This window comes from Methylobacterium phyllosphaerae, from assembly GCF_001936175.1.
GTDB classification, from domain to species: domain Bacteria; phylum Pseudomonadota; class Alphaproteobacteria; order Rhizobiales; family Beijerinckiaceae; genus Methylobacterium; species Methylobacterium fujisawaense.
In genome coordinates, this window is the sequence record NZ_CP015367.1 from 3923043 (window position 1) to 3948814 (window position 25772).

Here is a 25772-nt window from a genome sequence, read left to right on the forward strand (position 1 = left end):
GCGGCGGACGTCTTCGTCTCGCGCTTGACCCCCGGGCGAGCCCGTGGCTTCTGGGGCCGCTTGGCATCCTGACTCCGTAGCTCAGCTGGATAGAGCAGCCGCCTTCTAAGCGGCAGGTCGTAGGTTCGAGCCCTACCGGGGTCGCCAGGTCATCTCCCTTCGAGAGAAGGTCGGATCGAGTCGGCCTACAGCAACTCGAAGGGGTTTTCAGAGCGTCTGGTTACAATGTGGTTCCAGGTGGCGTCGCGCAGAATCCGTGCGTGTCGCCCAGCCTAGTGGGTCAAATTCTCGACGGCAGCGCAGCGCGTCGGCGCAGGCGAGCCGTGGAGCGAACGTTACGCAGACGACCCTGACGGCCAACGATCATGTTCGGTCTTCCGGCCGGAAGCGGAAGACTCGGGCACTGTCGCCGAGTGTCTCGATGCGGCGAACCGCTTCTGGCGCCGACATCGCGAAACTGTCCCGCAGGACAGCAGCGATCGCCGCATATTCGTTGCGCAAATTCGTGGCGAAGATGCCGGGATCGTCGCTGCCGATGACGATCGTCGGACGATTGGCGAGCGGTGGTCCCTCAAGGCCAAGCCACCGGAAGAGGTGATGCTCTCGGATCGTTTTATAAAAGCTGATTCGGGTATTGCTCGTGGGCAGCGCCTCAATGGCTACCCCACGGCGATTGACGTCACCAAGAACGCTATCTTGAAGAACGACAAGAGCTTCGGCCGATACGAGTTCTGCCTCAACCTCCACTTTGGCCTGCCAAGCCTCGCGTCCGAGGCGCTGGCGCATAGCATAGATCGTGTAGGCGCATCCTGCCGCGGCCACCTCCTCGGCGATCAACGCTAATTCGCTGGCTCGCTGGCGATCGAGCGTAGTCGTGGCCAGCCGCTTGGCCTCATCGGCGATCGCCGCCGCTGTGAGGGGTCGACCGGAACGGCTGACCGCTCGCTCTGCCGCCCGCATCTCAAGAGCGTCTAGACGCCGAAGCTCCCAGGCTCGGTGCAGCAGCGCCGGGCTGCGTGGCTCGCCATAGAGCATCCCAGACAGAGTCGCAATCCGGTCTCCGAGCTTCAACACTTCTCGTTCGTAGCCGCCGCGCTCAGCAAGTCGGCGATGAACGAATACTGCGTCGTCGAGCGCATCGATTACCGTCAGGTAAGTCCGCTCCGCGGTACGCGCCGCCCAGAGGTTCGGTGTAATGCCCAGAGCGGTTGCGTGGCCGATCCTATCGCCGGAGCGTAAGTCTAGGAAGGTGAGCGCTTCCGCCACGGCGCGGATACCAGACACAAGGTGCCGGAAATCTTCGCCGACGTGAAAAGTCGCCCGCGGAATGCCCGCAGCGCGAGCGAGGCGGAAGGCTGGCGCGAACGGCTCAGGGGGGGCGTGGAGTTCATTGGATGCCGCATCAACGCCGCGCACGAGGGCGCAGGCGATCTGGTTGCCCTGTAGCAAGCGCCTGAGCGCCCGCGCCTGCATCAGCAGTGAGAGCCTAAGCTCGCTATCCCGACATCCTCGCGCCCGATCAAGGGCTGCTTTGGGCGGCTTTTTGATGAAGTGCGCGACGAGAGATAATTCGGTCCCGGGTCGACCGTGCCCGCGGCAACCTTCGGGCAGCCTCCGGCCAATCCGCGGGCCTACCTCAGGGCAGGGCAGGCCGAGCAGGCAGGGCGGGGGCGGCCCAGACAGATCTGGCTCCCTGCGCTTGCAGCCTCGGAATGCGAGGTAATCGCCAACGATTGTGCTGATGAGGCCGCGGGTCTCAGCCACTGTACCCTTCGGGGCGAAGCGTCCTTCGAGATGAGAGAGGGTGTCAAAAGGGGCACGGCCGTTGAGCTGGCGGAAGCGCATATCGTAGCGCCGTTCGATCCCAGATCGAACGCCAACGAAGGTGTATTTTTGGAACTGGTCGAACCCAGTCTCGTCCGCCTGTTGGACGACGATTCGGCCAATCTGATTTAGAACGAGAAGGTTGTAATAAAGTCCCGTGCCGACGACAGAGTCGGGCGCTTGCACAAGCGCGAGCAGGCAGGAGTAGAGAAAGGCAGCCTCCTCGATGATGGAGGCATGGGGCGGACCGCCTGGATGGATCACGCGGCCTGGATGGGTACGTAGTGAGGCGCCCAATGGAGCGCGCCAAGCAAGGTCGCTCCGATCGACTTCCATGGCGCGCAGGAGGCCCTGGATGCCCCACGCAATCGGCGGATCCTGCCGGGATGCCCCAATCCGACAGGCGATCTCGGCTGCAATCTGCCGGCGCACGCGCCGAACGGCGCGCAGGCGCCGGTACAGAGCTAGCGGGGTGAGACCCGGTTCCATCTGCTCATAGAGCTCGGCGGTGGGCTCCCGGTTCTCGTACCAGGCATCCGCGAGCTCCTTGTAAAATGCGTCAGGATCCCTGCACGCATAGGGCCAGAGAACGTCGAGCTCCGTCGATCCATTCAGGTGCATGTGTAATTCGAACAGCCCTTTGCGCTCGACGAGGTCGTCGAGGGCGTGGTCGGACGGTCCGATCAAGGCAGTCTCGCCGATCTCGCGTGCAAGAAAAGGCCGAGGATCCTCCACGATTCGAGGGCCAGATCCCTCTCGGATTAGAAAGGCCACGATCACCGCAAGCGGCGAAATGTAAGGTAGGAGCTCGTGCCACTCGACGAAGCGGTCGACCCGCACGACAACACGGCCATCCCGTCGCTCCAGAAAGCGCTCAGCCAGTCGCGTAAGGACCAGCATCGGGATCTCGCCCACGTGCTTGGCTCGACCAAGCCGCTCCTCAAGATAGCCCTTGTAGAAGTGATCCGGCCGGCCGACATCCGTGCGCCGCTCGGCTATGAAAATCCGCCTGCGCGTCTCATCGATTGACGGCAGTTGGCCGCGTCCCAACAAGACGAGCGCGTGATGATCCGCGAAGGCGCGGCGGTCGATTAGAGCGGCCATTGAGGCTTAGCTGTTGGAGTCCGGGGAAGATCGGCGTCGCGTGCGACGAGGAGCCGGATCGGTATCAGAGTCCGCTTGGCTCTTTGGCTCAGCATACTTCTGTAGAATTCTTTTGAGATTTTGCGCTACAGCCGAATTTGGCGCACGCTTTGATACTTGGATTGGTATCGTATTTAGGAGGGGATATAGGCCATCGAAACGGATCGTTCCTCCGCTATTAGTTGTCTTGAATACCACGCCATAAGAAGGTCTGAGATTTATTCTCGAAAGTCTTTCAGCATATTCGTTATATATCTCGTCTGCATAATTTATCTTGCCGTCGTCAATTTCTCCATCGTCACGCGCGGTAAAATAACCCCAAACAGGGCACGAGAAAATAGCTTCGAAGATCCACATCTTCTGTCTAAACTCAGCGTTATCTCGTTCGCCTGCATCGATTTCTTGCAATAACTCCCAGAAGGGTAGTCCAGAAACCGTCGGGTTTCGGATTGTTTTCGTCGTCGGCGCGCGTCCGGCAGCCTTCAGGGCCTCAACACCAACAGCATGCCAAAATACGATGATTGCTCGATGCATCAGAACGCCGAGGTACCGTGTCTTGGTATGTCGGAGTTCTTCAACAACGTTGTCGAATGCGTATGTGAACCGAGTCCAAATTCGGGCGAGCGTGACAGTTGATATTGACGGCGGAGGTTCTTCCAAAATGGCGTAAAGCCAGGCTTCTAAGAGGCTGTGCAATTCCTGATCATTAGAATGCGGGTCAGATGGGAGCTCATCTGACGCAGAAGTCTCTTCGCCATCGTCCTCTGGATCTTCTACATCATCTCCACCAACGACTGACGTCGCTCTTGCCACAGAACTTGAACCACCTAGACCGGGACTCGGGTAGCTGCGCAGTAGCGAGAATGTGGATAGCAAGCCTGCGATAGCCTGCGCGCGATCTGCCGCTGGCACCCTAGCGCCGATAGCGAGGACTTCGCCAACAAAACCTATCAGGCGGAGTATAGAGTAGCTGGTAATCTCGGCCAACTGGCCGCTTCTTGCGCGATTGGCGGGGATCATAGCCACAGCGGCGATGTCAGGTGGCAGGCGCCTCTCCAAACTTTCCAAAGAATTAGCGAATACCGCAGTGAGGCCAGCCTCCGATCCCCGTCTTGAATTGTAGCTCCAGCCCGCCCTCATAAGTGTACGATGATATGTACGTAAGGGAACGGGTAGCGCATTAATCAGCTCGAGCTGGCGTTCATCAAGTTCTTGCGGTCCGTCTTCGTTTCCATTAGCTATACTACTGAATGTCTCGCGATCGAAATCGACACTGAGTCCGTAAAGTCGCTCCATATAGCCTTGTTGGCGCGAACGCTCAAGGTTCAAGCTCGCCGGAATACTGATACCGCTAAGGCGAAGGCCGGGACGAACCTGACCTCCCGCCCCTACTTCCCAAGCTGAAAGGCGGCTAACGAATTGGATTGAATTTTCGCTTGCTTCGATCTTGAGTTGGTCTCTTAAGACCGCGCGCATATCGTCTGAAGAAGAGATGCTGCGATCAAATACCTCCCTGACCGTACAAATCTTAAGCCAGTAATCTATGATCGTACGCGGCTGAAGTTGGAACAAATTGGTTAATGTTCCTGCGATCAGTAATGAGACAATGTCGTTTCCTTCGCTTTTTCCCTGCGGAAAAAATCGATCCATATTCAACCAAAGATTCTTATCCGTCATCCATTGCGATAGCTGATCGATGATCCTGTTGGGATCGGCTTCCAGTAACGCCTCGTGGTCTAGATCAAGCGTCATCAGGCTCTGCGAAGCCACTGATCGAAGCGCATCGAGGGCGTCCCGCGTCAACTCGGCGTCCGGTTCTTCCCATGTCTGCCGAGTTCCACTAGCTTCGCCCGGACGTGCTACAGGCGGCACGGTTGAGATCAAACGCCAAGCGCCCGCAAGTGCCTGAAGGCTACTGCGCAGAGGAAGACGTAGGAGAGTCGATCGGATAACCGCGCGCTCCTCCAGACTTCCGAGCGCGAATAGGCGATCAGCGTAGCGGTCAAAAACTTCCCGCTCGTTCAGCCGCATACTATTGCGGTGTTTCGAAGCGATAAACGACAAGTTTGACTTATTCGCGTAGTGTAACAGATTTCGAAGATCGAGCCGGTTCTCGGGTCTTGCAATTTTTATAAGATATTGATCCTGGAGAAGATCGACCATCTCAATGATCTGATCGCGATACGATCTATCGGTTGTCGAAGTTCTTTCAACTTCGACAAACTCCTTGGTCATCTGCTTCCATTGCTGCTGTCGAACTAGCAAGTTGTAGAGTTTTAAATCCCCAGCCAGAACCACCTTGAGTTGGGGCGCGGCGAGGTACTTGCGTAGGGCCTCCAACACTGGCCACCCGCGATCGAAAGACGTATCGACGTCGTCGATGGCGAGGACGAATGCGTCAACTTTCAGGAACGTGCAGGCTTCGACCACATAACGTCGAAAGGCACGTTCGAATCCGCCGGCGGCACCTGCTCGGTCAAGGCCCTTGTCTAGAACGAAGTCAGGATCGGCCCAGTCCTTGCCCTGGAGCATCGACTCGCCGATACCGTCGAGGAGGGTCAAACCAGCCGCGAGATCGTAAAGCCTGGTCTTAAAAGCATCATAGGAAGCCTTATCGCCGGAGGTGCGCTCATGGAGGTGGTCTACTGCCGCCTTGATTTTTTCGATAATGATCACGACAATATGCTGCTTGGCCTCTATCAGCGTTGGATCAATGATACCGAGGCTGTAAAGACGGCCGACTTGATCATTTGGAACAGCACCGTCAAGATAGTGACGAAAATCGTCGCTCCCATTCTGAACGTCTTGAATTAGCGCTAGTAGATCGGTGAGGAAGGTAGTCTTGCCATCGCCGCGTCGGGCGCTAATCAGGATCGCGTCGTGGCTGCGATTCGGCATGACGTCGAGAGCTTGCGGCCGACGGGCATACAGATCCTCCGTCTCGGGTCTACCGGACGGATTGGCTACTAGCTTGGTCAGGACGCGCCGGAAGGCATCTCGCCGAATGACGCGGGATCCGCCGGCATCCGGCCGGCGGCCGTCAGCGTTGTGCAACCTTTCGAATGTGGCAGGTCCTCCGCCGAGCGCATCGAGGTCGATGATGACTTCTTCGTTGTCGCCTTGCACGTTAACCCCTGGGGACGCTCTGGATCTTCTTCGCATAAGCTAGCGGCTCGCGAATGGCGAAGCCACCATATAATGTTCCGCGCGCGAACTACGTTCTCTTAGCTCAAGCCACGCGCAATTTCATCCTATCTATGCGAAATTCTAGTGCCGCAGAGGATTCAAGCCGAATAGTATCCCGCGAGTCGTAAGATTGTATGTGAATTATAGATACATATAGGAAATTATACAGTCGAGATCGCATGATGAATTACTGCCGAACAGTCACGGATGCATAGTCTAGTAGAAGGCCAACCAAAACGGATTGGCTCCACTCCCCTGAAACTCGCGCTCGCAAGCAGAGTTGAGGCTTCCGCAACTTATTCAATAGCTCGGAACAAGCCGACCAGACACCCTTTGCGGGAACGCCCTTGTGTCCTTCGCTGGATCACGAGCCGTCATCGCGATACGATCGCATCGTTTGCTCGCGCTGCCGCGCTTTCTGTTTCGGCTCGTGCCTCTCTGGCTTCCTCGTTGCCAGGTGCAGCAAGCTCTGCTGCCTCGGCGTGTCGCTTGGCAGCCGCCGCGTGGTGCATGGCGGCGGCCGCGTGGGCGTCGCGAGGATCCTCACCATCCTCGGCCTGCCGTACTGCCTCGGCCGCCTCGCGACCCGCATCACGCACTGAGTCCAGAACCATGCCCGTCGCCGCGGTCGCCTCGGCCGCCGTGTCGGTCTGCGTCGCCGCGTCAGAGCTCGCGCTCTCCGCGTCCTGGTGCTGGGTCGCGTCGGTGCTCCCACGCGGCTCGCGAGCTTCGTAGTGCATCTCTGCGGCCAGCGCGTGAGCATCGGCCGCAGCCGCGTGCTGACGGGCGGCCTCTGCATGAGCAGCGGCGAGACGGCGGCCAACCAGCCCAGCTCCAGCAACCCTAGAGGAGGTCTCGTGGCGGGGGCTGCTCGACATTGCCGCGTTTCTCTGGTCAGGATGCTTTGCCAGAACACAAAAACACGCGAGGTAGTGTCGAACAATTTTCCGACCCCCAATGCGGTTAACGGCCGTGTACAGCCGTTCTAAATGCGCGGATCATTCTGCTAATTTCTATATGTCCCCACCTGACACGCTGGCCGTCCGCACCATGGGCGCCAGTGAGCAAAGCTGCAATATTGTAGGCGCGACACGCGTGGAAAGCCGCTGCTATGCGAAGGCTCGATCGATCGCACTCGAAGCGGCTTCCCCGCCCCGGACGGCCTGCGTGTAGTGGCTCAGGGTTACCGCTGGGCTCTTATGGCCGGCGATTTTCGCCACGAGACCCACCTCGATGCCTTCGGCCTGAAGAATCGAGATGAACGCGTGGCGCGCCGAGTGTGGGGTGACATACGGGACACCGGCCCGCTTCAGCAGCGGCGCCCACATACGCGTGCGAAAGTTGGCGTACAGCAGGATTCCACCGCCTCCGACTCTCGGCAGCGGCCACGCCTGCCGCTTTCCGAGACCGGGGAACACTCGATGTGGTTCGCCGTCGCGCTTGGGGCAGATCTCCTGCCACGAGACCAGCAGAGCGCGCAGCCGCGCCGACATCGGGATGTCTCGCCGCCCGGCATCCGTCTTCGTGACTTCGCACTGCCGGCCGTCCATCTCCTGCATTCGTCTGATACGGATGACGTTCCGCTCGAAGTCGACATCCTCCCACAGAAGAGCGAGCTGTTCGCTGGGCCGGGCACCGGCAAGGAACGGGAACGCGACATATGGGCCGCGTTCTGCATCAGCCTCAGCGACGGTCAGGACAGCCGCGATCTGTGCGGGCGTGAGAATGGCCTTGCGCACCCGCGGCGCGGCCTTCAACCGGGTCGGCATCGTAGGTGGCCGGATACCGAGATCCTCGGCCGCCAGCGCGAGCGCGCTGCCCAGGTACTTCTTGGCTCGTGCCGCGGTGGAAGGCCCGACCTCCCGCACGAGAAGCTTATGCCAAGCGCGGATGTCGCCGGTCCCGAGACGAGTGACCTTCGTAGCGCCGAGCATCGGTGCGAGCGACGTACCGTGCGGCACGAGACCAGTCTCGGTAAAGATGCGGCGCTGGGCAGGGGTCGCCGAGACCAAGAGCGGCCCAGTGATGTAGCGGGCCCCCTGCTCGTATCCGAACAGGGTCCGGCCTTTCACGTCGCCGCGCCGGCCTTCAAGCCAGCGCGCCACCGCGTCAGCGACCGTGATGACGTCGCGGTCAGGGACATAGGCCCGCGCTTCGACTGCGGCCTGAATCTCGTTGCGCTTGGCAATGGCGTCCTTCTGACGGACGAAGAACAGCTGTGTGCGCTGACCGGATTTCGGGTCGGAGTAATTCAGAACCCAGCGGGTATTCACGACGATCTCACCGGAACGGAGCTTGCGCTGACGGTCGCGCTTCGTCAATGAGATGTTGAACGGCTTGGAGGACATAGAACTCGCTCCACAAGAGGTTTGCAAAGAAAACCATGCGGTTGAAGGAGAAACAACTATTCGGACGGAGGCGCGGTTAACGGACGGCGCGCGACCAGCACTCGTCAGACATCAGCCCGAGACTTTTTGGCAGGTCCGCTCGTAACCCCAAATGGAACCACGGGCTTGAAATGCATTCATCGAGCGGCCTGAGATACGACCGATCGTACTCGTCCGATGCCAGGAATACAGCCGGTTGAGCTTCGCAGGCCGTGGCTCAACGCCCGCGAAGCGGTAGGTCGCAGCTGCTAGGACGCAGGACAGGACGGACGGCACTGGATAGAGGGAGAGAGGGGGGGGTTATATGCGGTGATGATCCCGCACGGTCGCGTGCACCCTCCCCCCACGCGTAATGCGACGTCCGTCCCGTCCTGCGTCCTGTTGTACTTCGATCGTACTGTGCGGCATTACCCCTCGCTTAAGACGCAGGACGGGACAGACAGCGAGAGAAATGGGTAGAGGGGATCTGCGTGTAGCGGTCGCATCGCGCCCCAACATATATATCGACCTCTCATTATTCCCGATGGGACATCCATTCGATCCTGCGTCAGGTCCGCATACCCCGTGTGAGCCAATCAATACTCGGGGAATAAGCCTCCTCTACTACCGCACTCCGGTTCACTCGGCGCTTCGGTTGGATCGGGCAGGATGTCGAATTTGATGCCAATCGCCCTGGCTTTTCTCTTCATGTTGCTGAAGTAAACAGGATTGCTCGGCGTAAATGCGCCCTCGTACTTGCGGATCGCATGCATCCATGTGCCGTCAGCCCACTTCGTGTCCCTGAAGATCTTATCGATTCCGGGCGCGCCCCTGAGCAGGAAAAATCCTGGCTCCTTGTTCTTGATGTTCATCGCGATATCGAGGCTTGCAAGAAACTGAGCGCTTGGCCGTGTGTCCTTGTCTCCGATCTCCATCCTGTCGCGACGCTCGCGAGCGATCCACTGCCCGAGTGACGTGCTACCGATCGGGTATGCGAGGAGGTGATGCAGCGCCTCGACAGCATCGTCGCGGTCGACAACATCGGCATGCTCGGCTGTCGTCGAAGCGAACTCAGCGACTTCTGTGACGGCTTCGTCCTTCGTTGGAACACGCCCGTGCAGGGCCACGAAACCGGCACCGAGAAGCGTGGCTATGTTCGTCCGGAGACGCGAATCCATCCCCGGCATCTCGGCCTCGAAGGCCAAGCGGGCTGGTGCGATCAGCAAGGCCTTCGAGGCCATGAACGCGCACCACCGCGGGCCGGAGTCGGCGAAGTAAGCTAGGTCCGTGGTGATGCGACGCGCCGCTTCCTGGTCATTCTCGTGCATCAAGAGTTCGAACAGCAGAATACGGCTGGCATCCGCTGGCGAAAGGCCGGTGGGATTGATCGCGCTGAAGAAGAAGGTCGTGCGCAGGCTGAACTGCATCGCCTTCCCGTCAGGGGTCCCCTTAAGAATCGGGGTGTCTCCAGACGACGCGCTGCGGGCGAGCATGATGATCGACTTCAGGCGCCCTTGCCTCTGATCGCTCTCGAACTCGTCGATGATCACCGGCAAGCTATCTGGGCCGATGGCTTGGCGGATTCCCGCCTCGGAGCTATCGCCCGTTGTCGAGATGGCGAGGGGGGTGAGAAGCGCTGTGGCGAGGCCGTGTAGCGTGCTCTTCCCCGCCTTCGGTGGACCAAAGACGAAGCAATGCGGACGCCAGTCGAGGACGCCACAAATCGGCGCGATCGCCAGCCATCCGAACAGCAACCTGGCGTTCTTCGTGTCGCGGAACTTGAACTGTTCCAAAAGGTCCGCCAAGCGACGCGTGTCAAAGCTAGCGTCGGGCGGCAGGGAGATCGGCTTGAAGCAGAGATACTGCCGCTTTAGGCCCTCGCGGATCGGCCCACCCAGATTGAGCACGATCTCCCGCTCCTCGACCCAGACCCCGCGACCGCGGACTTCCAGAGGATCGAAGGGACCAGCGCGCTTGCACGCAGCGATCAGCGCTTCGCCCGCAGCCGCGGCATTGAAGGGTCGCCTGTCATCACGGAACTGGCGCCCCCAGAACGAGGAAGGGGCGACGCCCTGAAGCCATTGGCTCGACAAGAGCTGCTGAGCGCTAGCGGGGATGATGATGTTGCGGACTGGATCGCGCAGGGCGAAGGTGCCGTCCCGGCTGTAGCCGAGCGGGATAGGTCCTTCTTCGCCTGGACTGTATTGTCGAGGTCCGGAGCCAATCTGGACGGGCGACTTGATCCTTCCGTGGTACGGGCACGCGAGACACCCGTCGTGGCCGAGATCAATTTCGATCGACTCGCATGTACGCGGTGCGTCAGCCTCGACCGCCCGCTGGAACTTCTTCTGCGCCTCACTCTGATCGTAGCCAGAATGCGCACCGCTGTAGGCGTGGAAGATCTCCTCGCCGTCGCGGCAACACGCAGTGATGCTCGCTGCCGCGAACCACTCGGGTTCGGACGCGGTTGCCACCCCGTCGCCGGTCTTGAGCTCGTACCAGGAGCACCCGCGCCGGATCTCCTCGTGATCGGCCTGCCCGAACCCATCGCTCGGCCGTCGCTTACGGGCCGGCCGCGTCGGCGGTGCGGCCGGCGGCGTGATGATCCGCTCGATCTCGGCGAGCCGGTAGCGCTTGGCCGGATCGAACGCGAGGAGCACGACTGGCTTCTTCGCGCCACCCTTGAGATTGAGCGTCCCCGGGAGGCGGAACGCCCGGGTGATGTCGCCGACGGCGTCGATCTCGGCGCCGCGCTCGCGGAAGATCGCTTGCATGTGGCGGCTGAATGCGGCGGTGACCCGCTTGGCCGCTTCGAGCTCGTCCGGGTGCTCAATGACGAAGGGCCGGTCGAGAAACCAGTGCCAGTGCTCGCCGTTGCCGGTCGAGACGACCGCTGAGGGAGGTAGAGGAAGACCCTCGCGGATCACGGCGGCGGCCGCGGCGTCCGCGACGTACCGCTTAGCGCTGTTCTTCATCACGGCAAAGTCGACATCGACGAAGAGCCCGGACACCTGCCGGACCGTTGCAATGCTGCCGCGAGACCGCGCCGAGAGCCGCTTCTGCTGGGTGCCAATCACGCCGTAGAGGTCGTTCTCGCCCTTCAGGCGCTCGATTTCATCGCCAAGTACGCTCCACTGAGTGTGATCGAAGAAGGCGGTCTGCTTTGTGGGCAGGACGAAGAGCGCCTGGACGCCAGCGAAGTCGTCTCCATGGACGGCCTTTAGGAACTCCACAGGGCCGATTTCACGCTGGGCAACGGCCCGCGCACTGTTACGCTTACCGGACATAGAACTGCCTTCCAGCGGCCTGTAAGCCGCAAGTTGAATGGGATTTGAATGGTTGGGTGCAGGGCACGAACGGCTATCGCGTGACGCGAACAGCGTTCGTTATGGGGCTTCGAGGATGAGCCCGCCGAGTGAGCGTCAGTCCTAGAGCGAGCAGTTCCCGCTCATGACCCGCTCAAGGTCAGAGCGCTTAACGTACGGACGAGAGTTCAGGAGGCGGTACACTGGCACGATACCGAGACGGGCTGCGCGCTGTATTTTGAAGTACGGCACGTTTAACGCCTGGGCTGCCTGACGAAGTGTTAGGTAAGATTCGGCTTCGCTCGTATGGCGGTCTACGCTACGCATCGTACTCACTCCGCGTCAGCTCTATGGCGACGCGGAGAACGGTACGACGGTGTTCAGCCCGTGGCTTCCCGACCCTCAGGGTCTGATTTCAAGCTCGTTCAAACCGATTCGCCGACAGCGGCGGGAGAACGCGCCGCGGGACCAGGGGGTCCTGCACCATGCGGCTAATCTCAGCCAAAGAAATCTTCGTGTAAGAAGTTTTGAGATCACCAGAGTATTGATCTGGCCGGCCGCCGGATCCTTTCCGCTTCTCGAGCATGCACTCGTACCACTCGACCTGGTATGGCCCCCAAGGCTTCAGCTCGCCGGCCTTTATATTCTCAATGACGGCAATCAGCTCACTGCGTGCATCGCCAATGTCTCGCGATTTACTCTGGACTGTCTCGTGCATCCAATGCGCATACCAATGGCGCTGGATCTGGGTGGCATCACCGATCGACATCATACATTGATGAAACTCGCGTTTGTATATAGCTTCATTTCCAAGATATAGCTCAACATAAACCCCGAAGTAAAAATTCAAGAGCGACCATAGATGCAGAAATTCGGTGTTTACGGTTTGTTGGGATAGCAATTCTTCGAGTTGTCTCCAGTTCGGGCGGCCATCGTTTTTGTACTTGTCATCGGTGAAATTGTCGTCATCCGAAAAGCCCAACATGTATGCTAGGTCGGTGAGACGTTCACGTTTCTCTTTGTCGAGGATCACGACGCAATCGTTCCGCCGCCAATCCTCAACGAGCTTGCTCGCGATCATGCCATGAGTCATGTCGCTTAGCTTACAACGCTCGATGTCTTGCTCTGAAGCAACCCTGAAGGGAATTATGGCTGCGCGAATGCCGTCAAACTCGGCGCGTATTGCGGACCAGTCGATTTCGAGACGACGAGTTCTGGCCACGGCCATGCTCCACATTATTGCGCGAGCGTAGGTCGGCGCGCTTGCAACTTCGTTATGGTGATGCTGTCTGGTCGTCTGTAGGGCGGCATCCCCCGACATGCGGGATGCGCGCTCGTCGGATTGTCACTCGGTCGGCAAACCGAGCGCGGCCTCGAAAGACGTTTGCACGCTCAAGCGCGTACAGACCGGAAGCGCCTACCCAGACGATGGCTCCAGCTTCTCAAGTACCGTAGACGCCACCGCAGACGTTCGTCTCACCGAGACGTTCGCAATACATATCCTTCACCTCGACCTTCTGCGTCGCGGGGTTCATGAATTTGTATCTTTGCCAGAACGAAGCGTTATGGAGTGCCAGATCGCTCCGCTCCTTGATGAATAGCTTGCCGTCCGGATCCTTGGCGTCGATCAGATTTTGGCCGATGAAGTCGGCCCGTTGTCCATGGGCAAGGACCCTACCATCCAGGCCGAGCACGGTAATGTAAAGATCGCGGTCGTGGAACTGGCCGCCCTTCTGGCTGAATTCGGCATAGGCCGTGGCGTCCCCCTGTTCCTTTATGAAGACAACTGCCTTCTTCACCATGGCGACGGCTTCTTCCTTCGTCGCGAACTCGGCTGCCGTTGCTGGCCCAATTGTCAGCACCAAGGCCATCAGACCTGATGCCCAGAGTGTTGCTGTTTGCCTAGTCATCATGATCTCCTGCTGGATCGAGAGTGGCGAGTCCGCTTCAGAATAGAATCACGAATACGATTGACATATCCCTACATATAGCGGCTTTTTCATTAGATATCTGGGATCGATCTTGCGGATGATTCAAGCATTTCGTCCAGTATTCCTAGCATCTGTCGCACACTATTACGTATGTCTACTATTGATGCGGTGGCGGCGAGTTCGGTCCGACCCGCCAGGGTCAGGAAGGCGACAAGCACCGCGTCCGATTTCGCAGCCAAAGACACGAGGTGCTCCTCATTCGGACCGTAGCGACCCGCGAACCAGTTCTTGACTGTCCGCTCGCTTGCGCCCGTCCAACCCATGGCGATCTTAGCGGCGGCCGGCGTCGTGCCGAGTTCCCGCCGAAGGGCCTCGCAGATCTCGCTGGCGACCGCTGACGGAGGACGTTCGCCGCCACTGGCACCGCCCGCGATCGGTAATGATCTGCCCTTTTTCGGAAACGACATCCTCGGCCTCCTACGCATAGGGTCAGGCGCCGGCATGCATGGCCACCATTCGGTACCATCGCCGGCGGCTAGGGCCGGCAGCGGGAGGTGCGTCCTTGAGCTCGGGGCGACGGACACCGACATTGGACAGCGGCACGGGCCGGCTGACCCGCGCGGCTGCGTACCTACGCATGTCGACGGACATGCAGAGCTTCTCCACGGAGGGTCAACTCGCACACATCCAAATATATGCCGAGCGTCGCGGGTTCGACGTAGTCCGCGTCTACGAGGATGCCGGCCGGAGCGGCCTGACCGTCGACGGGCGTGAAGCGTTCCGGCGTCTGATCGACGATGTGGTCTCAGGTCGCGCAGACTTTGAGGCCATCCTGGTCTACGACATCAGCCGTTGGGGCAGGTTCCAGGACGCCGATGAGGGAGCGCACCTAGAGTACATCTGTCGGCAGGCCAGGATCCGAGTCCATTACTGTGCCGAGCAGTTCGAGAATGACGGGAGCATGGCTTCCGGCATCATGAAATCGCTCAAGCGCTACATGGCGGCCGAGTACAGTCGGGAACTCTCCGACAAGGTCTATGCCGGGCAGTGCCGTCTGATCGAGAAGGGCTTCCGACAAGGGGGGATGGCTGGGTACGGCCTGCGGAGACTTCTCGTGGATGAGGGCCGCGCGCCGAAAGCGGAACTCTCATATGGCGAGCGCAAAAGCCTTCAGACTGACAGAGTCATCCTCGTACCGGGCCCGGAGACTGAGCTCCTCACGGTTCGCCGGATGTACGACCTGTTCGTCGCTGGGGTGCCTGAGCGCGAGATTGCCGCCACTCTGAATCAGGATGGTGTCCGCACCGACCTCGGGCGCCCATGGACGCGCGGCACCGTGCATCAGGTCCTAACCAACCCGAAGTACGCTGGTGACAACGTCTATAACCGCGTGTCGAACCGTCTCAAACGTTGTCGTGTAGTTAACACTCCGGAGCGGTGGATCGTCGCCCGGGATGCCTTTCGGGCCGCTGTACCTCGGGACCTTTTCGAACGCGCCAGGGCTATCGTGGAGGGGCGCAGCAAGCGCTACGACGACGCCGAGCTCCTCGCGCTGCTATCTGGGCTGCTGCGGGCAACCGGGGCACTGTCGGGCCTCATCATCGACGAGCGGGACGACATGCCGTCGAGCAGCGTCTACCGCCGACGTTTTGGCAGCCTACTACGAGCCTATCAGATGGTGGGGTACGCGCCGGGCCGGGACTACCGATACCTAGAGATCAACCGCCGGCTCCGCGACCTGCATCCCGGCGTCGTCGACGAGGTTATAGCCGGACTGCGCGATGCCGGCGGGTCTGTCCATCGTGATCCGGCAACCGATCTCCTGACCGTCAACGGCGAGTTCGTTGCGTCGGTCGTGATCGCCCGAAATCGTCAAACTGAGGCCGGCCACTCGCGTTGGCGCATTCGCCTGGATGCAGGCTTGGCGCCGGACGTGACGTTGGCCGTGCGAATGGACATCGGGAACCTGGCCCCACTCGACTACTACGTCCTTCCTCGGATCGACATGACCGAGCCCACCCTACGGCTGGCTGAATTCAACGGACTGTCGCTCGACGGATACCGGTTCGACGATCTGTGCTTCTTCTACTCGCTGGGCGCTCGGGCCAGCTTCTCGGAGGCGGCGTGATGGAGCACATCAGCAGGCGAATCGCAATGATCGCGGTGGATCGGATCACCGTCCTCAACCCCAGGACGCGTGAGCGTCGCAAATTTGGTGAGATCGTCCGAAACATCGACAACGTCGGTCTAAAGCGCCCCATCACCTTGACTCGAATCCCATCCGCGGACGGGGCCGAATCCTATGGGGTCGTCTGCGGTGAGGGACGGCTCAGAGCATGCGTGGAGCTGGGCGAGACCGAAGTCGCGGCCATCGTGATCGAGGCGAGCGAGGAAGATTGCCTTGTCAGGAGCCTCGTCGAGAACTGCGCCCGCAGGCAGCACCGGCCAGCGGAACTCCTGCACGACGTCGGAACCCTTCGCGGCCGCGGCTACAGCGACCGGGAGATCGCCGCCAAGATCGGTTGCACGCCAGAATGGGTGAACATGATCGCCAACCTGATTAGTCACGGCGAGGAGCGCCTTCTCGCTGCCGTAGAGACCGGCGTCCTGCCCATTAGCGTCGCCATGCAGATATCTAAGTCGGACGAGGCTGGCGTGCAGGCGCTCCTCACGCAGGCCTACGCCGAAAAGAAGCTCAAGGGCGGTAAGCTTGTGAAGGTTCGTCGCTTGATCGACGCTAGGTTCAAGTCTGGGCGTGTTACCCCGATGACCCCATTCGGACGCAACAAGGATAAGAATTACCGGCCCAGCTCGACCTCAGCACTCCTTAGAATCTACCAGAAGGAAGCTGATCGGCAGCGGATTTTCGCAAAGAAGGCTGAGGTCACACAGTCCCGCCTGATGTTCGTCGTTGAAGCGCTCCGACGGCTCAGGTCGGACGAGGACTTTGTCACGCTGCTCCGCGCAGAGGATTTGGATGCCATGCCGTCCGACCTTGACCGCCGGATGAATGGAGGCCTGACATGAACAACTCGAATCGGCGATCGTTGTCGTTTGGCTTCGAGCCCGAAACAATTTTTGTCCCGATCGCCGCGCTTACGCCGGTCAAGACCTTACGAGCGTCGGTCAAGGCCAGCTCCAAATATGCTCAGATCGCCCAGTCGGTTCGAGAGATAGGATTGGTCGAGCCGCCTGTCGTTGCACGCGATCGTGCCGTCCCGGACCGATATCTATTGCTGGACGGGCACATGCGTATCGAGGTCCTCAAGGAACAGGGACACACAGAGGTCGAGTGCCTAGTGTCGACTGACGACGAGGCTTTCACCTACAACAGGTACATCAACCGCCCTTCGCCGGTTCAAGAGCGCGCGATGATCGTTCGTGCCATTGAGAGAGGCGTTCCAGAAGGAAGAATTGCTGCCGCTATGTCACTCGACGTTGTGAGCGTGCAGCGGCGGGTAAAATTGCTCGACGGCATCTGCCCGGAGGTCATTGCGCAATTGTCCGATAGACATTGTCCCATGGCTGTGTTCGACATCCTGCGGAAGATGAAGCCGTTGAAGCAGATGCAGACGGCGGATGTGATGGTCAACCATAACAATTTCAGCGTCGCCTTCGCCGCCGGGATGCTATCCACCGCATCCGAGACCGAGCTCGTGAAAGGAGCAAAGATCAAGCCCAAGGGCATCTCAGCCGTTGCAATGGCCCAGATGGAACGCGAACTCGCTAACATGCAGGCGGCCATCGGGTCGGTGGAAGCGTCGTTCAGCCAGGACAATCTGCATCTGATGGTGGCCAAGGGCTACTTGGCCAAGCTTCTCGCGAATCACCGCGTCCGGCGGTTTCTGGAGAGCAGGTATCCCGCTTACCTAGAGCAATTCGTGGCCATCTCAGACATCACGTCCACCCTGTCGGTCGATGCCGTCGCCTAGATGGATGGTCTCGGGAAAGGTGTGATGAATTGATCCTGAAGCGATCGAGCTCTTTCGTCCGCGCTTCCAAGATGAAATCGGTGGGCACGAGGCTGCGCAGGCTGTTATGTCTGAAATTGTGATTGCAGGCATCAACGAGAGTAGATTCAGGTGCGCTCGAACCTGCACAGTTCCGATAGAGCCGAAAATGCATCTATCGCTCTTGGGTCGATGGCTTCGCAGCGGCCCATCCGAGCATCCTTCCAGCGGCGACTGCGCGGACTTCAATGCCGATCCCGCCATCATGGGGCCAGATTAGTGGGATGTGGTGCTCGTCGACGCGGCGAACGATGCCATGCCGTCCGCTTCGACCATTGCAGCGAAGGTGTTGAAGGCTTCCTGATCCGTCGCGAAGGTTGCCAGCCAAGCAGTGCAGCGACCAGATGACAGGTCAATCACCTCTAGTCGCCAAGGCTCCTGCGTGCCGGCATAGCGGTAGATTTCAACATCCACCTTCCCACCATCGCGACTGAAGGTGCCGGACAGCGGCGAATGCTCGAATTCGCGGTCGTCATCTGTAGGCGGCAGACTCATAGGTTGCACGTACTTCATCCGTGGTAGCAGTCGCGGTTACCGTTACGTGGCAACGCGCCAATCGATCGGGTTCCACATCGTTTCGCAGTGTCGAGCGAAGCGAGGTCGAACCGCTTGGTGTAAGCTGGGAAGGAAAGCGTCAATTTCTGAGAAGATACATCCAACTGCATTAAATGTCGCGACAAGGCGAATCCGCCTCTTCTAAGCGGCAGGTCGTAGGTTCGAGCCCTACCGGGGTCGCCAGCAACTTGCCCGCTGCGGGGATGATGGAGCGGGTTTCACGGTGCCGCAGCGTCCTCCTCTGCGTTCACGGCACCGACGCGACCTCGACGCCGCGGAACTCACCGCCATCCGAGCAGAACGACGAAGCCGGAAAACGTGAGGGCGGAGGCCATGAGGGCGAACGGGGCGATGTCCATCAGGGCCGCGTAGCGGCGAGCCGCAGGCTCGGCCATCGGGCGTTCGGCCGCTGCGGCACGATCACCGCCGCTCCGGCCATCCTGGTTCGAACCGAAGAGCGCTCTGGACCGTTGATGGCCGTTCAGCGTGACCGTTCGAAGAGCCTCCCATGGACCGCCCCCGCCGCGTCGGCCTGCCCTGGTACGCTCCGGAGCGCTACGCGGAGTTGCGCGCGCGCTTGGCGGATGGCGCCAAGCTGCCGCCCGACTATGAGACGTGGCGCGTCGCCACCGAACAGATGGAACGCGAGGTGCAGCGCAGCGGCGTAGAGGTCGTGCGCGTGCCGATCGAGCCGGAGATCTTCGCCGCGTGGTGCGAGCGGGCCGGGCTTCAGAGAGATGCGGCGGCGCGCGCCCGATACGCCGCCGCGGCACTGGCGGCCGACTGGGCGATCTGAGGAGCGCGGCGGCGTCCCAAGGGTGATTCGTCGCGCCGCCCCCGGGCGGCGCGGGCGCAGTTCGGCCAGCGCGTGACAGCCGGGCGGTCGGGGCCGCCCGGCGGCTCGCATCCGGGTGGGCGACGGGGGCGATCGCGGCGCGACCCGGATCGCGTTCGGAACGCCAGGGGGCGCCCGCCCTCGACGGCGGGTGGCCGCAAGCCGGGATCCCGACGCCTTCACGTCACGACCTGCGTCGGCGCGTGCGGACCCACCGGCCGGCCCGACAGGCTCCGCTTCCACCGGGCGCGCAGGACGGCGGGCCGGAGGCCGTGCCGCTCCTCCAGGAAGTCGGGGTCCGTGATCCGGTCGGTGCGGAAGTGCCGGAATTCCCCGCGCAGCTCGCACCAGCCGGCCAGCATCCGTGCCTGATCGAAGAACCCGACGATCACCGGCCAGATCACGCGCCGGCTCGGATCGCCGCGCGCATCGCGGTAGTCGATGCGAATCTTGCGGCCCTCGCGGATCCAGGCCCGGGTCCGCGCGACATCGATCCCGTCCGCGGTCTGCGTGAAAGCCGGCGGCGTACCGATCGAGGGATCGGCGATGAACGGATGCAGGCGCTCGGGCACGACGGCGGTGATCTTGGCGATGAGATCGCGCGCCGCCTTGGCGAGGACCGGCTCGCCCCGGCCCGCAACCCATTGCGCGCCGAGGACCGCCGCCTCGATCTCGTCGGGTGTCAGCATCAGCGGCGGCATGTCGAAGGTCTCGCCCAGCACGTAGCCGAGCCCGGCCTCGCCCAGGATCGGCACGCGCTGGCCGACGAGATCGGCCACGTCCCGATAGACCGTGCGGGCGGACACCTCCAGCTCCCGGGCGATCTCGGCGGCGGTCACCGGGCGCGGCGCACGCCGCAGGATCTGGATGATCTGAAACAGCCTGTCGGCGCGGCGCATCACTCGACTCCTGCTGACAGGATGCTGTCAGCAGGGTGGTCCTACAAGCCTCCCGTCGCGGCCATCCCGCCCGCCGTGACGAAGGAACCGCGCCATGATCACCCTGTATCACGCCCCGCAATCGCGATCCTCACGCATGATCTGGCTGCTGGAGGAGCTGGGCGTTCCCTACGCCATCGAGCCGGTCTCGATCTTCCGGCCGATGACGGGGGAGGGCGTGCCGGATGCCGCCAACCCGCATCCCGACAAACGCGTCCCGGCCCTCCTGCACAACGGCGTGCTGGTCGCGGAGTCCCTGGCCATCGTGCTCCATCTGGCGGAGCACTTCCCCGAAGCGGGGCTGGCGCCGGCGATCGGCGACCCCGATCGCGGCGCATACCTGACTTGGCTGGCTTGGTACGTGGCAGAGTTCGAGCCTGCCCTGTTCGCCGGCATGGCGGGCGAGCTCCCGGGATCGCCGCAGAAGCGGCGCGCCCACGAGGCGGTGGTCCGCCGCCTCGAAACCGCCCTGGCGCGCGGCCCCTACGCGATGGGTGAGAGGTTTTCCGGCGCCGACATCCTCATCGCCAGCGCGCTGGGCTTCGGCCGCGCCGCGTTCCCGGCCAGCGAGGCCTTCGAGGCCTATCTGGAGCGCTGCCGGGCGCGACCGGCCGCCCTCCGCGGTGCGGCGCGGGACGGTGCCTCCGGTCTTCAGCAGGGTGCCTAGGGCGCCCTCCGCCGAAGCGGATGCCGGTTCTGTGGAGGGGCCCGCGCCAGAAGGACGGACCGAGCCCGCACCGCGCCGGCGTGCAGCGCGGTGCGGGCTCCGCCGGCCATCGCCGCGCAGACGATGTGCGGGGCGCCCTCCACCGCGGGTGTTTCAGGACACGCCGGACCTGAATGCTTGAGCTTACATCAGGATCACACCGCGAACGCCGCCGCACATCTGATGGAGATGACGATGACCTGGACGAACCGCATCACGATCGCCGCCACCCTGATCGCGGGCGCGATCGCGCTGGTCACCTACGCGCAGGCTCTGAGCCTTCCCGCGCATTTCGCATAGGACGGACCGGCGGGACGGCCGACCGTCGCATCCCGTGCCGCGCGGGCGGCGAAGGCCTCCGCACCGCGCCGGGGCAGGCTCAGCCGTGTCGCTGAACCTGCGCCGAACGGTTCCGCAATGCAACGTGACGCATCGCACCGCACGCGCCCGGCCGATCCGGCATCATCGTTGCAGTTGGTTTTCCCGGGCCTTTGAAGGCCCGCCGCGTGATGAAAGGAGTGCACGACATGGTTCTGAAGGGCTTTTCCTACGCGATGATCGGCGCTTTCCTGGGCGGCCTCGCGATGACGGTGACCGGCTCGGCCGGCGTCCTGATGGGCTTCTGAGCGACGAGGACTGGCAGCCCTCGAGGCTGCCCTGGCGACGGTCTTCGCGGGCGGCGGGGTTCTTGCCCCGCCGTCTTCGCGTTCGGGGACCGGGCAGATCGCGGCACCGCCGCGCACGCAGCCAACTTCCAGTCGCCGGCCGGCCCAGCGGGATCCGGCAGGCGCATAACGGCCGGGCGCAGTGCACCGCTCCCAATCGACGGTAAAGCGAACCGGAATCCCGCCGGCATGCGGGATCGGGCCCGACAGTCCCTCACCGTGCGAAGCGGATCGTCGGTTCGAGACCGCCGGGGTCGGCACGCCGCCGGCCGCCTCGGCCGGTCTCCCGAGGCTCGGGCCGGCCGCTGGAGCCGAGTCCGAGCATCAGGCCGGTCACGTCCCTCGGTGGGATCGCTCGGATCGATCCTTCCGCGACGGTGCGGCCTCCGTTGATCTTCGGGCGTAAGGCGGGCCGGTCCGCAACCGGCCCGGCGCTGTCCGTCAGGCCGCCTCCCTCCGGGTCACGACCAGGGCCCAGATCGTCGCCGGGATCCATCCGATGATCGTCAGGTGGAGGATGATGCAGAGGATACCCTGAAGCACCTTTCCGCGCAGGAACATGGCGAGCCATGGCGCGAGAAAGCAGATGAGGATCATGATCATGGGGGTGACGTGTCTCCGGGTTCGAGAGCGAACACGGAAAGCGCCGGCTGGTTCCTGGGGGCCGGGCCTCCGCCGCGACACGCATCGGATCGAGGTCCCGGATCGAGATCCCGGATCGAGGCTCCGGGGCGCAGGGCGGATGCCGGTTCGGCGCCGGAGGGCTTGTGAGAACGGGCATCCGACGCCGTGCCGGTTCGCCCGGGGCCGGGTGCGGCTCTAGGCGCCGAGCCGCGCCCTGAGGCGCGAAGCCCGGCCGGATCCGTCGATGCACTCGATGCCGCCGCCGGCGTTGAGCGTGTGGAGACAGCTGCCGGGCCAAGCCGGCCCGGGCTCGATCCGGCCGAGGACGGTCTGGGCGAACCCGTCTTGGTCCAGCCGGTCGATCCGCGCCAGCGACAGGGCGCGGCCGTAACCGTGGGCGCAATCCTGAACCGGACGGATCAGGCGCCCGCCGCGCGCGACGATCCGGCCCGCGGGCCGCGCGAACGAGGGGTCGACCAGAACGGGATTGGCCGGATGCGGCACATACGGTCCCCGGAAGTCGGGGGCCGACCAGAGATACAGCGCGTCGTGGTGGCACCCCGATCCCGCCGGGGCGCCGGGGGGGGCGTCGCGCACGGTGGCGAAGAGCCACCAGCGGCCATCCTGTTCGAGGAGCGTCGCGTCGCTCGCGACCACGCCGGAGAGGAGCGTCGCTTCCTTCACCCAGCCGCCGGGGTAGCGCGTCGCCCGGTAGAGATCGACCGTGCCCGCCGCGGAACTCTCCGGCACCATCCAGACGGCGCCCGCCCGCGCGAACACGAACGGGTAGGAGAGGTGATACGGCTCCTCCAGCACGGGGATGGGCGCCCCTACGGGACCGTCCGGCCCGAAGCGGACGGCCGAGATGATCGCCTTGCCGGTCGCGTGCGGGAATTCCTCGACGAAGACGTGGGTCGTCCCATCGGCGGCGAGCGGGAACGGGTCGGCGTAGAAGCGACGGCCGTCGTCGGGCAGGATCTGCCATCCCCCCTCGGGATGGCGCCCCAGGTCGATGAGATCCGGCCCGCGCAGAACCCGCCATCCGGTGCGCCAGTGCGGCGCGTGATAGCACAGCCTGTACAGGCGGCCGACGAGACTGCGGGCCAGCAGCCGCGCCGGTCGGGACGCCCGGATCCGCGCCGGGCGCGCGGGCCCGGCGGCCGCCGGGGCCGGGATCTCAGCCGCGGCGCGGCCCGCCAATCGGTCCCGCAGCGCGGCGGCGACCAGCGTGGTCGTGCGCACCAGCGCGTCCTCGAACGACAGCGCGATGGAGCCCCGGTAGTCCGATCCGAGGCGTCCCGAGACCAGGACGGTGTCGCCTTCCAGCAGGTCGAGGCGCGGCACGCGGCCGGCGAGCAGGCTCCCGAGCAGGCCGGTCTCGCCGAAGCCGCCATCGTAAGCCACCCGCCAGACCGGGCAGCGGGCGACCGCATCGCCACACAGGTCGAGCAAGAGGTCCGGGGCCGCGGGATCGGTCCAGGCGGCCAAGTCCGCCGGCGGCACAGGCGCCGACCCGTTCGGGGCCACCCGGAAGATCAGGGATTCCAGCCGGAACAGGAGGTCGGCCTGGACCGGCCAACCGTCCGGGCCGGGTGCGGCCTCGACACTGACGGCTTCGATGCCGGGCAGGCCCGAGAGTCGCGTCAGCAGCGCGACGTGCCAGCGGCGCGGGTTCGCGCCGTCGAGGCGAACTCTCACATGCATGGCAGCCGGGTTCCTATCGATGGGTCGCTCAAGACAATGACTGTCGATCCCGTCTATTTTCCCGCTGGTAACGGGAGTGATAACTTTGGGCGGCCCATAGGATTTACCGTCGATCGGCTTCCGGACAGCGGCGAGGGTGCCGAAACCCGATCATCCGCGCGGCGCGCGATTGCCGGCGACTGGCTCGGCGGCCCGGTCCGGAATCCCGCGGGATCGATCTCGAGTGTCAGGCCCGGCCCAGGCGGCGCCCTCCCCCCCACGAGGCCGGCCGGTCGCGCAGGGGCACCTGTGGCTCGACAGCCACAGGTGCGGACGTAGGCACAGTGCGATGCAACCAAAACGCCTTCACATTGTTCTCGCGCGCGCTCGCGGTATGCGCGATGTATTTCGGCACGTCGGCGAATCTTGCGGGATGATTTACTATGACATTGCCCGCCATCGACGGGCGGTGTGTCCGTAAAACTACAGCCATTTTCGTCGATGATCGGTAGCCATACGTCCAGATCGAAATTTGGACCTTACCTCATGACCAAGCTCCTGGCCTCGCTGGCTGCCTTCACCGCCCTGACCGCTGCCGCCTCGGCCGCCGACCTGCCGCGCCGCGCCGCCCCGCCGCCGGTCTTCACCCCCGTCCCGGTCTTCACCTGGACCGGCGCCTACTTCGGTATCAACGCCGGCTACGCTTTCGACGCCAGCGACCGCAACACCGGCAACACCTTCGCCGTGCCGTTCCCCTACGCCGCTCCCGGCACCGTCGCCTCCTTCCGCAACCGCAGCCAGGACGGCTTCTCCGGCGGTGGCCAGATCGGCTACAACTGGCAGCTGACCCCCGGCTCCGGCGTCGTGTTCGGTATCGAGGCGGACGCCCAGTACCTCGACTTCGGCCGTAACCGGAACAACGCCTTCGTCGCCGGCGCGCTGGCCCCCGGCTACTACGTCACCGACCCGCGCGGCCTCTCCAGCCTCGACTTCTTCGGCACCGTCCGCGGCCGCCTCGGCTACGCCTTCGACCGCACCCTCGTGTACGGCACCGGCGGCTTCGCCTACGGCTCCGGCAGCGCCGACCGCTCCTTCGGCGGCTACGCCGGCAACGACAGCTTCCGCACCGGCTGGGCCGTCGGCGGCGGCGTCGAGTACGCGCTCCCCACCGACTCCTTCCTGAACTTCTTCCGCTCCTCGGCCGTGACGCTCAAGGTCGAAGGCCTGTACGTCAACCTCGACCGCAACACCCGCAACCAGGGCGCGTTCGTCATCAACGCCGCCAACAACTTCCCCGTCGTCTACAGCGGCATCGGCCGCCGTTCCGACGAGTTCGCCGTCGTCCGCGCCGGCCTGAACTACAAGTTCGGCTCCTACTAAGACCGCGCCGCGGCGGTCGGATCCCGACCGCCGCGCCAAGCCGAACTCGCAAGGGGCCGCGTCCGAAAGGACGCGGCCCCTTCGGCGTTCGGAGGCCGTCGCGTCTGCGACAGGACGGACTTTCCACGGCCTCAACCGCGGAGCGCTGTGAACCAGGGCCGGGCGACCTCGGAGCGGGTGGCCCGCCCCGGATGGCTTCGCTGCACGCGTGAAACCTGGACGCCGGCCTCGTCCGAGCGCTTCACGCGGAATCCGTATCGAACCGCCCGCCGGGCGTGCGGCGCGTCGAGAGCCTGTGCGGCCCGGTCCGCAGCCGATTCTCTATTGGTCAGAGCCGGGGGATCAGCCGATCGCCCAGAAGAGCGGCAGGGCGCCCGCAAGGAACAGCGCGGAGGAGATGAGCACGGCGACGCGCTCGCGATGACGGAGGATGAGGGCGTGGGGCTGGGCGAACATGCGATGAGGGCGCTGGGTGAGCCGGATCGGCGGTGCGCGGTCATGCTGGCCTGCGAACCTTGACGGATCGGGGGCAGGTCACGTCATCCACAGGCGGTCGTCGTCGGGTGTCGCGGCCGCGCCACAGAGGCCGGCGCGGCGCCCGCGGTCCCGGCGGACCCCGGA

17 protein-coding genes and 1 tRNA gene are annotated in these 25772 nt (G+C 63.0%); 7 read left to right on the plus strand and 11 right to left on the minus strand.

Annotation, left to right across the window (positions count from 1 at the left end; translation table 11 throughout):
* Nucleotides 1–70: 70 nt before the first annotated feature.
* Nucleotides 71–147, plus strand: a tRNA-Arg gene (locus MCBMB27_RS17915).
* A 216-nt stretch (nt 148–363) separates the two neighbouring features.
* On the opposite strand, the gene MCBMB27_RS17920 is transcribed toward MCBMB27_RS17915, so the two are convergent.
* From MCBMB27_RS17920 to MCBMB27_RS17945, 7 genes are all read right to left on the minus strand, one after another.
* Complete coding sequence (locus MCBMB27_RS17920) at nt 364–2928, minus strand: amidohydrolase family protein (protein ID WP_075380972.1); 2565 nt, start codon at nt 2926–2928, stop codon at nt 364–366.
* Between the two features lie 6 nt (nt 2929–2934).
* The gene (locus MCBMB27_RS29665; RefSeq protein WP_139231612.1) at nt 2935–6093 is read right to left on the minus strand and encodes a hypothetical protein; all 3159 of its coding nucleotides are present in this window, start codon (nt 6091–6093) and stop codon (nt 2935–2937) included.
* Nucleotides 6094–7262: 1169 nt separating this feature from the next.
* Nucleotides 7263–8501 carry a tyrosine-type recombinase/integrase gene (locus MCBMB27_RS17930; RefSeq protein ID WP_075380974.1) on the minus strand — a complete coding sequence of 413 codons (1239 nt, stop codon included), beginning with the start codon at nt 8499–8501 and terminating at the stop codon, nt 7263–7265.
* 614 nt (nt 8502–9115) lie between these two features.
* Nucleotides 9116–11806, minus strand: a complete 2691-nt coding sequence (locus MCBMB27_RS17935) for a hypothetical protein (protein ID WP_139231613.1) — start codon at nt 11804–11806, stop codon at nt 9116–9118.
* Between the two features lie 433 nt (nt 11807–12239).
* Nucleotides 12240–13046, minus strand: coding sequence for a hypothetical protein (locus MCBMB27_RS29670; protein ID WP_139231614.1), 807 nt, complete (start codon nt 13044–13046; stop codon nt 12240–12242).
* A 220-nt stretch (nt 13047–13266) separates the two neighbouring features.
* A complete protein-coding gene (locus tag MCBMB27_RS17940; RefSeq protein ID WP_236952736.1) occupies nt 13267–13695 on the minus strand; it encodes a cache domain-containing protein in 429 nt (142 codons plus the stop codon).
* A gap of 131 nt (nt 13696–13826) precedes the next feature.
* A complete protein-coding gene (locus MCBMB27_RS17945; protein WP_075380976.1) occupies nt 13827–14222 on the minus strand; it encodes a hypothetical protein in 396 nt (131 codons plus the stop codon).
* 122 nt (nt 14223–14344) lie between these two features.
* Here MCBMB27_RS17945 and MCBMB27_RS17950 point away from each other — a divergent pair, with 122 nt between their 5' ends.
* From MCBMB27_RS17950 to MCBMB27_RS17960, 3 genes are read left to right on the plus strand one after another with little or no spacing between them, the layout of a single operon-like run.
* Entirely contained in the window at nt 14345–15883 is a 1539-nt protein-coding gene (locus MCBMB27_RS17950) for a recombinase family protein (protein WP_257787386.1), read from the plus strand.
* Entirely contained in the window at nt 15883–16782 is a 900-nt protein-coding gene (locus MCBMB27_RS17955) for a plasmid partitioning protein RepB C-terminal domain-containing protein (protein WP_075380977.1), read from the plus strand. Before MCBMB27_RS17950 ends, MCBMB27_RS17955 begins: the two co-directional genes overlap by 1 nt.
* Nucleotides 16779–17687, plus strand: a complete 909-nt coding sequence (locus MCBMB27_RS17960) for a plasmid partitioning protein RepB C-terminal domain-containing protein (RefSeq protein WP_075380978.1) — start codon at nt 16779–16781, stop codon at nt 17685–17687. The genes MCBMB27_RS17955 and MCBMB27_RS17960 overlap by 4 nt, the downstream gene beginning before the upstream one ends.
* Before the next feature lie 294 nt (nt 17688–17981).
* On the opposite strand, the gene MCBMB27_RS17965 is transcribed toward MCBMB27_RS17960, so the two are convergent.
* Nucleotides 17982–18278, minus strand: coding sequence for a hypothetical protein (locus MCBMB27_RS17965; protein ID WP_236952737.1), 297 nt, complete (start codon nt 18276–18278; stop codon nt 17982–17984).
* 550 nt (nt 18279–18828) lie between these two features.
* Here MCBMB27_RS17965 and MCBMB27_RS17970 point away from each other — a divergent pair.
* Nucleotides 18829–19116, plus strand: coding sequence for a hypothetical protein (locus MCBMB27_RS17970; RefSeq protein WP_043351475.1), 288 nt, complete (start codon nt 18829–18831; stop codon nt 19114–19116).
* 218 nt (nt 19117–19334) lie between these two features.
* Here MCBMB27_RS17970 and MCBMB27_RS17975 read toward each other — a convergent pair whose 3' ends face one another.
* The gene (locus MCBMB27_RS17975) at nt 19335–20054 is read right to left on the minus strand and encodes a helix-turn-helix transcriptional regulator (protein ID WP_043387833.1); all 720 of its coding nucleotides are present in this window, start codon (nt 20052–20054) and stop codon (nt 19335–19337) included.
* A gap of 94 nt (nt 20055–20148) precedes the next feature.
* On the opposite strand from MCBMB27_RS17975, the gene MCBMB27_RS17980 reads away from it, so the two are divergent.
* On the plus strand, nt 20149–20760 hold the full coding sequence (locus MCBMB27_RS17980) for a glutathione S-transferase family protein (RefSeq protein WP_043357054.1): 612 nt from the start codon (nt 20149–20151) through the stop codon (nt 20758–20760).
* A 1145-nt stretch (nt 20761–21905) separates the two neighbouring features.
* Here the strand turns inward: MCBMB27_RS17980 and MCBMB27_RS17985 are convergent.
* Nucleotides 21906–22067, minus strand: a complete 162-nt coding sequence (locus tag MCBMB27_RS17985; protein ID WP_085987713.1) for a YqaE/Pmp3 family membrane protein — start codon at nt 22065–22067, stop codon at nt 21906–21908.
* 216 nt (nt 22068–22283) lie between these two features.
* Nucleotides 22284–23792 (minus strand): glucosamine inositolphosphorylceramide transferase family protein, encoded by a 1509-nt coding sequence (locus tag MCBMB27_RS17990; protein ID WP_075380979.1) that lies wholly within the window; start codon nt 23790–23792, stop codon nt 22284–22286.
* 525 nt (nt 23793–24317) lie between these two features.
* Here MCBMB27_RS17990 and MCBMB27_RS17995 point away from each other — a divergent pair.
* Nucleotides 24318–25151, plus strand: coding sequence for an outer membrane protein (locus MCBMB27_RS17995; RefSeq protein ID WP_043756327.1), 834 nt, complete (start codon nt 24318–24320; stop codon nt 25149–25151).
* Nucleotides 25152–25772: the final 621 nt, after the last annotated feature.

Excerpts from the sequence above, each read along its gene's own strand:
- MCBMB27_RS17945 (WP_075380976.1), bottom strand. The coding sequence starts at position 14,222 with ATGTCGTTTCCGAAAAAGGGCAGATCATTACCGATCGCGGGCGGTGCC.
- MCBMB27_RS17930 (WP_075380974.1), bottom strand. The coding sequence starts at position 8,501 with ATGTCCTCCAAGCCGTTCAACATCTCATTGACGAAGCGCGACCGTCAG.
- MCBMB27_RS17935 (WP_139231613.1), bottom strand. The coding sequence starts at position 11,806 with ATGTCCGGTAAGCGTAACAGTGCGCGGGCCGTTGCCCAGCGTGAAATC.
- MCBMB27_RS17985 (WP_085987713.1), bottom strand. The coding sequence starts at position 22,067 with ATGATCATGATCCTCATCTGCTTTCTCGCGCCATGGCTCGCCATGTTC.
- MCBMB27_RS17940 (WP_236952736.1), bottom strand. The coding sequence starts at position 13,695 with ATGGCCTTGGTGCTGACAATTGGGCCAGCAACGGCAGCCGAGTTCGCG.
- MCBMB27_RS17990 (WP_075380979.1), bottom strand. The coding sequence starts at position 23,792 with ATGCATGTGAGAGTTCGCCTCGACGGCGCGAACCCGCGCCGCTGGCAC.
- MCBMB27_RS17965 (WP_236952737.1), bottom strand. The coding sequence starts at position 18,278 with ATGAAGTACGTGCAACCTATGAGTCTGCCGCCTACAGATGACGACCGC.
- MCBMB27_RS17920 (WP_075380972.1), bottom strand. The coding sequence starts at position 2,928 with ATGGCCGCTCTAATCGACCGCCGCGCCTTCGCGGATCATCACGCGCTC.
- MCBMB27_RS17960 (WP_075380978.1), top strand. The coding sequence starts at position 16,779 with ATGAACAACTCGAATCGGCGATCGTTGTCGTTTGGCTTCGAGCCCGAA.
- MCBMB27_RS17995 (WP_043756327.1), top strand. The coding sequence starts at position 24,318 with ATGACCAAGCTCCTGGCCTCGCTGGCTGCCTTCACCGCCCTGACCGCT.
- MCBMB27_RS17980 (WP_043357054.1), top strand. The coding sequence starts at position 20,149 with ATGATCACCCTGTATCACGCCCCGCAATCGCGATCCTCACGCATGATC.
- MCBMB27_RS17955 (WP_075380977.1), top strand. The coding sequence starts at position 15,883 with ATGGAGCACATCAGCAGGCGAATCGCAATGATCGCGGTGGATCGGATC.
- MCBMB27_RS17975 (WP_043387833.1), bottom strand. The coding sequence starts at position 20,054 with ATGCGCCGCGCCGACAGGCTGTTTCAGATCATCCAGATCCTGCGGCGT.
- MCBMB27_RS17970 (WP_043351475.1), top strand. The coding sequence starts at position 18,829 with ATGGACCGCCCCCGCCGCGTCGGCCTGCCCTGGTACGCTCCGGAGCGC.